Genomic DNA, 12,921 nt, shown 5'->3' with positions numbered 1-12,921 from the left:
ACCGAAACAAAGTCTTTGCTATCTAAGACATTGATCTGCTCTTCTAGAACTTTTTCTGCATCAGAGATACCGACCATTTGTAGCGAACTGGCCATCTGACGAAGCGCCGGAATTAACTCTTTCAAGTCATCGACTTGAGCGCTCTGATCTCGGGATACAAGGTCAATTTTATCTTTGAAAGAAGCAAGCTCTTCCATCAAAACAGAAGCAATCGTACTTAGCGTTGATTTATCTGGGCCAAGAATCTCTTTTTCTGGGTCGTCATCGATTTGCAATCCAAATTGATCGCGCAATGAAGTAATTCGCTCCGATGAAGCGTCGCTTGTTGCAACATAATAAAGAAGATTTTCCAACAAAGATGTCGGCACTAAACGTGTCATCGCATCATCAGCTTCTTCAATCATAGCCTTAAGCTGAATATCAAGTTCACGCAGTAATTGCTTTTGCGCGCTGCCTAGGCTCTCTTCAGATGCATTCAAGGTCTCTAAGAAGGCGTAAGCAATCGTCCACAATTGACCTAAAGGACTTCCTTTACTGAATTTTTCTAAACGCTCAATCACTTTGCTTAAAAAATTCAAATGCTCTTGAGAGTTGGTATTGCGAATAACGTTTGCCAGAGAAGACTGAAAACGTTGACGAAGCTTACGAAGGTTTTCAGCAACTTTCTTATCCTGCATGCGCGCATTTAAAACAGGATTCGGCTCGATAGCATTGCCAGCTAAATCTGGATGAAAGCCCGCCGCAACAAACTCTTCACCTTTAGCCGCTTTAAGGTCATTGAAGACAAGGACCAAAGTAGAAGGAACATCAGCTAGGGCTTCATTAGCAGCTTCTAAATAATTCTGCAGATGAAGAATACCTGCCATCAAAGCTTCTAAAGCTTCATCAAAACTGGCAACCGAATTATCTCGAAGAGCCGCGCATAGCTCTTCCATTTGGGAAGCAACCGTAGCCGCACCGTATAATTCGACCATTTTTAATGTGCCGACAACTTGATGCAGATGGCTCAAGCAAAAATTTAACTGCGTAGGTTCTGAACGATCATTTGCGAAAAGTTCGAGTGCATTGCGCGCAAGCAACAGAGTCTGATCTACCTCTGCCCTAACCCAATCAAGTGCAATGTTTTGATGGCTACTGGCCATTACTCGATACCTCTAATTTTTATTAGTCTCTAACACGCTGGAAAGCCAAGGCGCGTTTATCATCAACTCTTTTCAATTTCGGGTGGCTCCAATCAAGTGCTTCTCCAGCACCAATAATCAGAACACCACCAAGTGCGAGTCGATCACCTAGTTCATTCAAAATTTCATGCCGAAGCTCGTTACGAAAATAAATCAGAACATTCTGGCAGTAAATTAAGTCCTGATTATTGATCGGGCTTTGACTTATATCGCGCATATTCTGTTTCGCAAAACATACACGCTGACGAATGTTTTCCTGAACCTGAAATTCATTTTCAGCTAGCTGTGTGAAGTACGTGCTTTTCCATGCTCGAGGCAACCCAGTCATACGACGTTGTTCATACACCGCGTGACGCCCCTTCCCTAAAACTCCCCAGCTCACATCAATGCCTGTGACACCAAACTTAGGCTCACACTTAATTTCTTTGAACAAGCTATCGCATAAAAATGCCAAGGAGTAACTTTCCTCGCCACTACTGCACCCTACGCTCCAAATAGCTAAGTTCCGGTCTTTCTTTCTCTTTAAGCGACTCTTCATTACCAAGTAAGCAAGAGCCATTGCATTGGAGTCTCGATAAAAACGTGTTTCACCGATAACTAATCGATCCAACAATACCAACCATTCTCCTAGCCCCTGCAAGGGTGCCGATACCTCTTGAAGGTAATGGTCGTAATCGTTATATCCCAATTCGCGCATGCGAATGGTCAAACTAGACTGTAAACGGGATTTTTGATCTAAAGGAAAATGTGTACCAAGCTTCTCTTCAACAAACGACCGCCAACTTTCAAACTGGCGGTCATCCATATTCGGAATGATCAATTCATCTTGACTCATGTCGCTTGTAAACATCCCTTGGGGTTGAACAGACATTTAATTCGGCTCAACCGTACAATCACAGATTACGAAGCTTGCGCAGCTTCATCATCATCCAAAGGAAGCTTAAAGCCTGATACCGATTCTCTTAGCTGGCTAGCAGTTTGAGCAAGGTGGCCAACGGATTCTGCCGTTGCACTCGTACCCGCTGTTGTTTGCGATGTAATCTCTTGGATTACATTCATCGTGTTTGATACATGGCCTGCAGACATCGACTGTTGTCGCGATGCATTGGAGATGTTTTGAATCAAGTCAGCTAGGTTCATCGATACGCTCTCGATCTCTTCTAGCGCAACACCCGCGTCTTGAGCCAAGCGAGCCCCACGTACTACTTCGGCAGTTGTTTGTTCCATTGAGATAACTGCTTCGTTCGTATCCGTTTGGGTTGTTTTAACAAGTGCCTCAATCTGTTTCGTCGCTGCCGATGAACGTTCTGCTAGGCGCTGAACCTCGTCCGCAACAACCGCGAAGCCTCGACCTGCGTCACCCGCCATCGATGCCTGAATTGCGGCGTTCAAAGAAAGAATGTTTGTTTGGTCGGCAATGTCGTTGATCAAGGATACGATATCGCCGATTTCTTGCGAAGATTCACCCAGTCGTTTGATGCGCTTAGATGTTTCTTGTATCTGCTCACGAATTGTATCCATACCGTTAATGGTATTGTTTACAACGTCAGAGCCTTTTTTCGCGATCGTTACAGATCGCTCCGCAACCGCGGCTGATTCTGCTGCATTTGAAGATACCTGATCAATCGACACAGCCATCTCATTGATCGCCGCAGACGCACCAGCAATTTCTTGTGCTTGGTTTTCTGAAGAGTCGGCCAACTTCATAGTCGCACCCTGCGTTTCACTCGCAGAAGAGGCAACCTGTACAGCCGTATCTCGAATTGCTTTTACCAGACCACGCATCTGATCGATCGCGAAGTTAATGGAGTCGGCTATCGCGCCGGTGAAATCTTCCGTTACTGTCGCTTCAGTTGTGAGGTCACCATCTGCCAGATCAGCTAGTTCGTCTAGTAAACGCAAAATTGCGTTTTGATTTTGCTCATTTTGCTCTTCTGTCATACGCAAGCGCTTTTGCGATTCCTGATAAAGCAACACACCAATGACAACGATTAACGCAATAATTAGAGCCAAAATAAAGTAGGCAAGGGCAGCACTGAAGAAGCGGCCATCGGCTTGGCTTTGCACGCTATTGGATAGAGCGTACGTTTCATCAAGTAGCGCAATAGAATCTTCAAAGATTAAGTTAGCCGCTTTACGCACCTTGAATAACTCAGGGGAAGTTTCAAGAATTGCTTGTACGTTACTATCAACATACTCGAACAACTCGGCAATCGCTTCTAGACCATAAATCGCGTCTTCATCTGTCACTTGCGAAATTTCCATGGCCTCATTGCCATCGAACATCGAGTTCATAACACGACCAAACAAGCGCGCATCTTGACCAAAACGATTCGCTGCAATCGCAGCATCCTCATCACCGGATAGAATGTTATTTACACTTCGAACAATACGTTCAGCACGTAGAGATTGACGTTCAGCTACGGAGATTTGGTCGGCTGGAGCATCACCATCAAGAAGAATCGATACAACGTCCTCATACTCCACCTGAAGTTCAGGGATGGTGTCGTTTAGAGTTTGCGCGATCTGGTGAAGGCTAAGAACGGTGTCTTGGTTTTCAAGAATACGGTCAGCATTGGAACGCACATTCTCCCAACGCGCCGTTACGCCCGTCTCGATAGGTAGAACGGATGCCGGCAAGCCAGTCTCTGGATTACCATTGACGATATATCCAAGTAGCTTTTCAAAATCTTCACGCGAGCGCTTTAACTGCGCGAAAGCTTCTTCTTTACCAGATGCAGCTTCCGTCGAGTTTTTCGCAATTTCTTGAGAAAGTACTCTCAAGTCACTGGCGTACGCACTGTAATCTCTATCGTAACTACTATCACGCCCGATAAAGTAAGAAACCACTATTAGAAAAACTAACAATGTGACGAGGGCTATCCCTAACCAAAAGATAACCCCTGTGTTATCTTGATCAGAGCTGAATCTTCCGGACATAATCTTCATTTTTTTTCTGGCTCCCGGCCTTTCGCAGTTCTTACTATTTTTGTGTCAATGACACGCTTGTAAATCTGGCGTCTGATACCAATCGCTTAGCATCAAACACCAACCAATCTTTACCATCTCTATTGAATGCACCATCCACAAAGGCAACGATATTTTTCGACAATGGTTCTGAAGTGGTATTTTTCAATCCTTCTTGTTCGAAGTGTTGCATGCCCTGAACGTGGTCGACCAATAAACCACTGAGCATGTCGTTATGTTCCACAACAAGAATTCTTTTATCTCGAGATCTAATCCGTTCGCTTGGTACGCCAAAAAAACGAGACAAATCAATGATAGGAATGAGGCGGCCTCGAATATTGGAAACACCCAACACCCAAGCTTTTACTCCAGGAATAACGGTATATTTTGGAACATGTAATAGCTCGGACACGGACCCCATGCCGGCTATGAATTGATAACCCGCTAGCGAAAATCCGATACCACTAAAATATTCACGAACTTCTTCTTGGGCAGGCAAGCCTACAGAAAACTGCGCACTTTTCTTCGCTATATCTCGTAAAGCATCAAACGAGTGCGCGACTTCACTACTCATACTATTTAATCAAGTAACTCGTTAATGGTAGCGATGAGGTCATTTTCGCTAACTGGCTTAACTAAGTATCCTTTCGCACCTTGGCGCGTACCCCAAACTCGATCAGTCTCTTGATCTTTGGTAGTAACAATCACTACTGGAATGTCAGCGGTCTCAGGTGTTCTCGTTAATTGACGAGTTGCTTGGAAACCGTTTAACCCAGGCATTACAACATCCATCAAAATAAGATCAGGACGTTCCTGACGTGCAACGGCTACGCCATCTGCGCCATTATCAGCTGTAATTACTTCGTGTTTATGCTGGTCGAGAATTGTTGAAATCTTGCGAATTTCTGTTGGTGAATCATCGACGATAAGTATACGAGCCATAGCTCTCCCTCATTTAATTCATCTTGCGATGAGAGAATTGTTAATCCTTTACTTAGCCATTTTGAGGTGCATGATTACGAATCGTACTCAGCAACTCATCCTTACTAAACGGCTTAGTTAAATATTGATCTGAACCCACAATACGGCCTTTAGCCTTATCAAACAGACCATCTTTACTCGATAGCATAATGACCGGGGTTGATTTAAAAGCACTGTTATTTTTGATCAAAGCGCAAGTTTGATAACCATCAAGACGTGGCATCATAATATCGACAAAAATAATGTCTGGATTTGAATCTGCAATCTTTGCCAAGGCATCAAATCCATCGGTTGCCGTAATGACCATGCAACCTACCTTCTTTAATAAGGTTTCAGCTGTACGTCGAATGGTCTTACTGTCGTCGATGACCATTATTTTTAAATTTTCGAAATTATCTTCCATTTGTATTACTGCCTAGGCAATTACCCGTGCACTGTGTGCGTTTTTTATATAAACAATAGGCGCCATTATCGGTCCATAAAACTTACTATAGACCAATATCTTAAAAGTGTTTCTTAATATCAATTCACGAACTGAATTGCTAAGTATCTATTATGTATAACTTATTTCTGAAACTTGGGCTTATTTTCACTGTCTTAACGACGTCAAAGTCCCACGCATCAAACACTTACCCTGATTTAAGTAGCTTAAGTGCTCTATGACGACTATCTTTGACACCTTATTTTTAAGACTAGTACAAAAATTATTTTTGGTAGGTTTTCTATGGCGATAAAGCTTGGAATTGTGATGGACCCCATCACAACCGTAAACACAAAGAAAGACAGCACATACGCAATGATGCTTGCCGCTGATGCAAAGGGATGGGAAATCTACTACATGGAGCAAAAAGATTTATCGCTCGTTCAAGGCGAAGCTTACGGCTCTATGCAACGCATACATCTCAAACAAGACCCCGAAAATTGGTACGCATTAGATAACTCAGTCGATAGCCCTCTCACTCAGTTAGATGTTTTATTAATGCGCAAAGATCCGCCTGTAGATAGCGAATTCATCTATGCCACCTATATTGCAGAACGAGCTGAGCAGCAAGGCTTACTAGTGGTCAACAAACCTCAGAGCCTTAGAGACTGTAATGAGAAGGTTTTCGCTACGGCTTATCCACAGTGTTGCCCTCCCGTATTAATCAGTCGCAACCCAAAACAGTTGAGAGCCTTCGTTGATGAGCACCAGCACGTCATTTTCAAGCCATTAGATGGAATGGGTGGCACCTCTATATTTAACGTAAAAGCTGGCGACCCAAATATTGGTGTCATATTAGAAACGCTTAATAATTTTGGTGAAACGCAAGTGATGGCTCAACGCTATATCCCCGAAATATCAAAAGGAGATAAGCGCATACTCATCATTGATGGAAAGCCCATCGATTACGCTTTAGCAAGAATTCCCAGTAAAGGCGAGCATCGTGGTAACTTAGCCGCAGGCGGAAGAGGGGAGGCACAACCGCTTACAGATCGTGATCGTTGGATAGTGTCTCAGATTGCTGATGATTTAAAAGCCCGCGGTCTGCTCTTCGTTGGCATCGATGTCATTGGTGATTACCTCACCGAAATTAATGTCACTAGCCCTACGTGCATTCAAGAAATTAATCGCGCCTATGATCTTGATATTGCAGGCGATCTAATGTGCGTTATCGAACAGAAGTTAAATCAATAATTCATCTAAATAGACCGGAGAGCATGAAGTCGTGGCAGCAATACCTCAAGCAAATATAAAAGCTAGTGACCGCTTGAGCTTCACCATTTTTGTCGCCATTGCACTCCATGTACTCATGGTACTCACCGATTTTATTCAAGATGACCCCAAACCCGTCGCCAAAACCATGGAAATTACCTTGGCACGATTTGATGACGAAAAACGGCCTGACCAAGCAGATTTTTTAGCTCAAACTAATCAGCAAGGCAGTGGAAACGTCGAGGAAAAAGTAAGACAAAGTTCTCCAACTAAGTCGATCGATGAAAGTATGCTAATTCAAGAATCAGCATCTCCGGCCAAACCACAACAACAAGAAACTGAAAAACGAAGCGCTGTGGTAACGCGTGTCGCAGATGATTCTTTCAGTGCGTTGTTCGCTCCCGATCAAGAGTATGTCCCTGATTCTGAGCAGCCTGAATTACGCTCTCTGATTGAGCGCAGCTTGCAAATTGCAGAATTAGAAGCAAGCTACGAAGAACAGCTTCAGCAATATGCCAAAAAACCTCGTGTTACTCGTCTAGCAGCGGCTTCTACAATGAAGGCTGTTGATGCACGTTACGTTGAACAAGTCGTTGCTAAAATTGAGCGGGTAGGGCGTCAATTTTTCCCTACAGATCGTGGACGTAAACTGTACGGAAAGCCTCGCGTTTTAATCTCCATCTATTCAGATGGCAGTCTTAGAGATGTTGAAATTCGTTCAAGTTCTGGTGACCTAGTATTAGATGCAAAAACCAAAGATATCGTCAGCCGCGCCGCGCCCTTTGCTCCCTTCCCAAGTGAAGTAAGAAAAGAACGCGATGTACTTGAACTCATCCGTACATTTTCTTACACAGGAAAAGGTGTATATAGCTTTTAGCGCGACTAAACTACGGCCAGCGCAATATTTGAGAGAGCCAAGTTGACTGATTCAATCAACCTACAAAACCATTTTTTAATTGCGATGCCGCGTTTAGAAGATCCGCACTTCAATGGCACGATCACATACGTTTGCCAACATAATGAAGAAGGAGCCATGGGTATCGTGGTCAATAAAGCCGCTTATCTCGATCTAAATGAAATATTCGAGCAACTCGAGCTTCCTCTTTTAGAAACTGAGTCGCCAATTGAAGTCATGCAAGGCGGTCCGGTTCAAGTCGATCGAGGCTTCGTTCTGCATAACGATGGTTCATCTTGGGACAGCTCCTTTGCCGTAACCAAATCAATTCAATTAAGTACGTCTCAAGATATTTTAGCTGCGATTTCAAAAGGTAATGGTCCAGAAAATTATCTTGTCGCTCTAGGCTATGCCGGCTGGGGCCCAGGACAATTGGAAGAAGAGATCGCTCAAAACTCTTGGCTAACCTGCGTATCTAGTGAAGAAGTGATCTTTTATACCGACACCAAAAGCCGCTATGACAGAGCATTAGCAAGCATCGGGCTAGATGCAAGCCAACTCACATGGCAAGCAGGCCATGCCTAAAAATTATATCTGCTTCGATTTCGGTCTAAAACGCATTGGTGTTGCTGTTGGTAATGACTTCATTGCAACAGCCAAAGAACTATCACCAATAAAAGCGAAAGACGGCATTCCCAATTGGCAACAACTTGAGGCACACCTAAAAGAGTGGCAGCCAACAGCAGCCGTTATTGGCCTACCGCTTAACATGGATGGAAGTGAGAGTGAGCTCAGTGCTCGGGCACGAAAATTCGCAAATAGAATACATGGTCGCTATCACCTAGCAACGCACATGCAAGACGAACGTTTATCAAGTTACGAAGCAAAAGGAATTGTATTGTCTGAACAGGGGCATAGAGACTTTGGTGAACATTCAGTAGACGGCCTTGCGGCCTGCCTCATCTTAGAAAGTTGGTTTGCGCAGAAGCAAGACGAGAACTAACTCGAAAAGATTAAGATAAGAATCAAAGGAAGGTGCACTGATTAAACCCTCAGAATTAAACCAGTGCGAGACAAACTAGTTCACAGCATCTTTAAGCGCTTTGCCAGGCTTAAAACCAACGCTTTTACTCGCTGGTATCTGAATTGTTTTTCCCGTTTGAGGGTTCTTGCCGGTACGTGCACTACGCTCTCTTTGAGAAAAAGTTCCGAAACCAATCAAACTAACTGGATCGTTTCTGGTCATAGCATTAGTGACTTCATCGGTTAATGCATTGATGACTTCACCCGCTTTATCTTTAGTTAATCCTGTTTTTTCGGCGATAGCTGCTGCAAGTTCAGGTTTTTTCATAACATTTCCTCTTTTATTATTTGCTTTGAAAACGGCGAAGGCTTAACTTTGCTGCCCTTTAAGATAGCGAACTTAAGTAGCTAAGCAATCAAAAAATCAATAATTGCCAGATTTCATAATATTTGACATCGAATTCGACATACATTGACCTCTTTGTGGCATAAATCTCACAAATAACAAACTACTTAATAGATAATCTCGCTAATAAATAGATTTTATTTTTTACCCATCTCAGGATCTTGATGGGGTTTTGCAGGAGTATTCAGTGAACGTCAATTTAGCGTTGCGCAAAATCCGCTGGCTTGTATTGTGTATTGGTCTAGCGACGATTTTCGGTGGCTGTAAAGCGATTAACCAATTTTTGGTAAAGCCATTCATCAAGCCAACCGGTGATACAGTAACGCTTCTTGGTGAAGCACACATCGTTCCTTATCTATTAACAACAGATGATACCGAAGCAGGTTGTGCTGGTGCTGAAGCGCTTACATCTATGGTTATGGCGCTAGGTCGAATTACTGAAGAACCTCACGAACTTGCAATTCTTCTTCACCTTGGTGCAGGCGGCTGTGAAGAGGCAAGAGCAGCAGAGAAAGAACTAGAATATCTTCGCTACATCCGTGCACTTCAGCCTGACTTCGCTGAAGATGCATTGATCGCACAAAAACGCCACCACTTAAAAGCTGCAAAACGCTATCTCGTCGCCTGGGATGAACTGATCAAGTTCAATGACGACAACGAAATCGGCCGTCCTCTCGAGAATGGTGGTGTTGAGTGTCCCGAGTTGACACAAGACTTTGACCAAATTGTTTGGCTAGCTGGCCTTGCTGGCGGATTACTTGCCCTTAACAACGACATCATGTCGGGCTCTTATATCGGCGTTCCTAAAAATATCGCCGCTCAAGCAGAACGTGCAGCTGGCTGTCTAGATAATAAGAAATGGTTCGGCGCACCGCTCGCACTTAAAGCAACAGTATGGAGCTTGCTACCAGGTGCGACACCAGAAGGGGAAGACCCGTGGGCTCGCTTAGAGCAGGCTGACCTTATTGGTGAAAAAGCACGCGTACGCTTGTCACATGTTTTCCATGCTGTAGCCGCTTACTCTAAAGGCGACGACGAGCGTTTACGTGCGATCATGAAACGTCATGCTGAGCAGATAAATGAATTTCCTGCAAATGAGCAATATCGTTTATTCGATGCAACCGCGACAGAAGTCTTAACGCGACTCTCAGATAAAATGTGGACAGAAGCAACTGGCAAGCGAACACCACTTGGTGGTCTAGGCACTTTCTGGGACGAAAACGCAGCAGACGATATCGAGGAAGTTTCACTCGACGACCTCTTCTAAAACCCTTTTGTGAACTAGCGCACGTCATTATTGCTATAACGAGAATTAATAGTGACTAATTGGAACGAATTAGCGCTATTCACACCTAGTTACCCTTCCTAAGAGCCGATATAATCTATCGGCTTTTTTATTCGATATAACAACGAATTACCTAAATATAAATTTAAACTAGGGGGTAGGAATTTCGTGGTTTCCAATACTTTAAAAAGTCGCTCACCCATTGAGTGGCTATCGTCCCTTCCTGCTTGTATCTTGCTTTTGATGGTTGTCATCTTTAGTACAAGTAGTGATGTCCATAACCAAATACTGCAAGTAGGCGAACATTATTGGGAGGGTTATTACAAACTACGTACAGATCCCGAGCTACCAAGCTGTGATGCTCAACTTGATGTTGAGGCTGCCGTACAAGAGCGACTAGCTGAAAGCGCGGAAGAAGACGACTTCGGTCTTTTCGATGCCGAACCAGCTGATCCTGAGCTCATTCGCCAATCAATAATAAACTCAAAAGCAGATTGTGTTGCTGCCTTTGAGTCGTACGAAGAAACTAAACAACGAATCACTCCTGCATTGGAAACTTTCAGAGCTGTTGAGTTATTCGTTTCTGAAGTGATTGCTGTAGGCATCATGTCCCAGAAATTTATTCTGGTTGGTCTAATCTTACTATGCGCTACAACTGCTACATTCACACGTCACCACATTGCTATGCGTCCGGTGATGTCTCGCTTAGATCACTACGTGGCGAGCACAGCTCAGTTAGCTGCTAATGGCTTACTACTGGCGTCTGCTGTAGCATTTAGAGATCTAGCACATTCAGATGGATCCAAAATAACCGCTGACGTGGCCTTCATTCATGAACTCTGGGTCTATGGCTTCGGCGTACTCACCATCATGAGTGCCATCAACATATTCCGACCTGCGGCAGATCTCACACCAGGCGGCAACATTGGTCGAGCTGGTCTAGCTATTCCATTGTACGCAACCATGACAATCATTGCTGCGGCGTTCTTCTTCTTTGGCCTAGGTGAAGGCAACAAGCCTAACCCAGCAGCACTAGGTATTCACCTAGACAAGCTTCTTGATCTCAGTGACATGTTCTTGAACGTCGGCTTGTACGTCTGGATAGGTATGATGCTTAAGCAAACGCGCTTTGCATCGCTCGTGCTTTCTTTGTTCAAGCCATGGAAACTACCACCAGAGCTATTAGTTGTTCTTGTCGTAATTCTTGCGGCTATTCCAACAGCCTACACTGGCGGTTCAGGTATTTTCGTTATTGCGGCAGGTGCCGTGATTTATCACGAGTTACGCGCTGCAGGTACGCGTCGTCAATTGGCACTAGCAGCGACAGCGATGTCCGGCTCAATGGGTGTTGTATTACGTCCTTGCTTGCTTGTGGTTGTTATCGCATTTATGAACCGTGAAGTCACAACTGACCAGTTATTTGGTTGGGGTGTATACGTATTCATGCTGAGCGCGGTGATGTTTGGCTTCTTTGCATTGACGCTTAACCGTCAGAGCAAGTTTGAACTTGCATCTCCAGGGCAAGCTTTCCCTGAAATGCTTCAAGCTTTCCGTCCATTGATTCCTTACATCATCTTGTCTGTTGCCGTTGTATTGTTCTATCGCTATGCGGTAAACGTTCGCTTAGACGAATTCTCAGCAGCACGTATTCTTCCAGTTATGATGCTTGTGATTTTGATTTATGAGCACGTGACGAAGAAAGAAGCAGTTAGCGAAGATGGTAAAACGAAGATTCCTCACAAAGGCATCGAAACCAACATTCGTACCGCAACGAATCAGACAACAGCAGAAATCGGCGCATTATTGTTATTAATCGGCTGTACTATCTGTCTTGGTGGAACCATCGAGCGCTCCGGCATCGTAGAGACATTCCCTGCTGAATTCTCAAGCGTTTGGGCGGCAATGGGCTTACTTGTTTGCGTATTGATCGTCATGGGTATGATCATGGAACCGTTTGGCGCAGTTATTTTAGTAAGTCAGACAATTGCTCCAATCGCTTACAGCGCAGGTATAGATCCAATTCACTTCTGGATGCTGACACTGGTAGCGTTTGAGCTTGGTTATCTGAGCCCACCGGTTGCACTTAACCACTTACTTGCACGCCAGGTTGTAGGTGAGAAAGAAGCTCTGGCTGCTGTGCTAACAGAAGGAACCTTCTACCAGCGTTATGAGAAAATACTTCTCCCTCTTATTACGATGGGTACAGTACTTCTTATCGTTGCGTTCACACCACTGTTTTATCAAATGATGTCTTAGTGACACCTTGGTAAACCAATAGTAAAAGCCCTGCCTGATCTATCACGCGGGGCTTTTTTCTACTTACTCAATTCACATGAAAAATCACATAGAAAAGGATTCCTATGCAACTCAATCGCACTGCTGCATTACTGCTTAGCATAGTCATTACGACACTCTTAATAGTTCATTCATCAAAATTAGAAGCAAAGAACCTGCAAGGCTCCAAAGAGCAGTGCAAAAGGATCGCGACAA

General features: G+C 44.1%; 12 protein-coding genes and 1 pseudogene. 6 read left to right on the top strand and 7 right to left on the bottom strand.

Annotation, left to right across the window (positions count from 1 at the left end; translation table 11 throughout):
• The 6 genes from A3739_RS11150 to pilG all read right to left on the bottom strand — a co-directional run.
• Positions 1–1,142: Hpt domain-containing protein (locus A3739_RS11150; RefSeq protein ID WP_197472276.1), on the bottom strand; the 1,142-nt coding region annotated here is incomplete at its 3' end.
• Positions 1,143–1,164: 22 nt separating this feature from the next.
• The gene (locus A3739_RS11145) at positions 1,165–2,052 is read right to left on the bottom strand and encodes a protein-glutamate O-methyltransferase CheR (protein WP_082878371.1); all 888 of its coding nucleotides are present in this window, start codon (positions 2,050–2,052) and stop codon (positions 1,165–1,167) included.
• A 29-nt stretch (positions 2,053–2,081) separates the two neighbouring features.
• The gene (locus tag A3739_RS11140; RefSeq protein ID WP_068501332.1) at positions 2,082–4,130 is read right to left on the bottom strand and encodes a methyl-accepting chemotaxis protein; all 2,049 of its coding nucleotides are present in this window, start codon (positions 4,128–4,130) and stop codon (positions 2,082–2,084) included.
• A gap of 34 nt (positions 4,131–4,164) precedes the next feature.
• Entirely contained in the window at positions 4,165–4,722 is a 558-nt protein-coding gene (locus A3739_RS11135) for a chemotaxis protein CheW (protein ID WP_068482899.1), read from the bottom strand.
• A gap of 5 nt (positions 4,723–4,727) precedes the next feature.
• Entirely contained in the window at positions 4,728–5,090 is a 363-nt protein-coding gene (gene pilH / locus A3739_RS11130) for a twitching motility response regulator PilH (protein ID WP_068482902.1), read from the bottom strand.
• A 52-nt stretch (positions 5,091–5,142) separates the two neighbouring features.
• Positions 5,143–5,532, bottom strand: a complete 390-nt coding sequence (pilG, locus tag A3739_RS11125) for a twitching motility response regulator PilG (protein ID WP_068482905.1) — start codon at positions 5,530–5,532, stop codon at positions 5,143–5,145.
• Between the two features lie 321 nt (positions 5,533–5,853).
• Here pilG and gshB point away from each other — a divergent pair, with 321 nt between their 5' ends.
• From gshB to ruvX, 4 genes are read left to right on the top strand one after another with little or no spacing between them, the layout of a single operon-like run.
• Entirely contained in the window at positions 5,854–6,804 is a 951-nt protein-coding gene (gene gshB, locus A3739_RS11120) for a glutathione synthase (RefSeq protein ID WP_068482908.1), read from the top strand.
• A gap of 31 nt (positions 6,805–6,835) precedes the next feature.
• The gene (locus tag A3739_RS11115) at positions 6,836–7,699 is read left to right on the top strand and encodes an energy transducer TonB (protein WP_082869120.1); all 864 of its coding nucleotides are present in this window, start codon (positions 6,836–6,838) and stop codon (positions 7,697–7,699) included.
• A gap of 42 nt (positions 7,700–7,741) precedes the next feature.
• Positions 7,742–8,302 carry a YqgE/AlgH family protein gene (locus tag A3739_RS11110; protein ID WP_068482911.1) on the top strand — a complete coding sequence of 187 codons (561 nt, stop codon included), beginning with the start codon at positions 7,742–7,744 and terminating at the stop codon, positions 8,300–8,302.
• On the top strand, positions 8,295–8,720 hold the full coding sequence (gene ruvX, locus A3739_RS11105) for a Holliday junction resolvase RuvX (RefSeq protein ID WP_068475544.1): 426 nt from the start codon (positions 8,295–8,297) through the stop codon (positions 8,718–8,720). Before A3739_RS11110 ends, ruvX begins: the two co-directional genes overlap by 8 nt.
• Positions 8,721–8,795: 75 nt before the next feature.
• On the opposite strand, the pseudogene A3739_RS11100 reads toward ruvX, so the two are convergent.
• Positions 8,796–9,071: pseudogene (locus A3739_RS11100) on the bottom strand (HU family DNA-binding protein); the annotation flags it as partial.
• 262 nt (positions 9,072–9,333) lie between these two features.
• Here A3739_RS11100 and A3739_RS11095 point away from each other — a divergent pair.
• Together A3739_RS11095 and A3739_RS11090 are read left to right on the top strand one after the other, a co-directional pair.
• Entirely contained in the window at positions 9,334–10,413 is a 1,080-nt protein-coding gene (locus tag A3739_RS11095; protein ID WP_068482917.1) for a hypothetical protein, read from the top strand.
• Positions 10,414–10,599: 186 nt separating this feature from the next.
• The gene (locus tag A3739_RS11090; protein WP_068482921.1) at positions 10,600–12,687 is read left to right on the top strand and encodes a TRAP transporter large permease subunit; all 2,088 of its coding nucleotides are present in this window, start codon (positions 10,600–10,602) and stop codon (positions 12,685–12,687) included.
• Positions 12,688–12,921: the final 234 nt, after the last annotated feature.

This window comes from Oleiphilus sp. HI0067 (assembly GCF_001635735.1).
The sequence above is the reverse complement of the archived record's forward strand: the minus strand, read 5'-3'. Positions and strand labels throughout refer to the sequence as shown.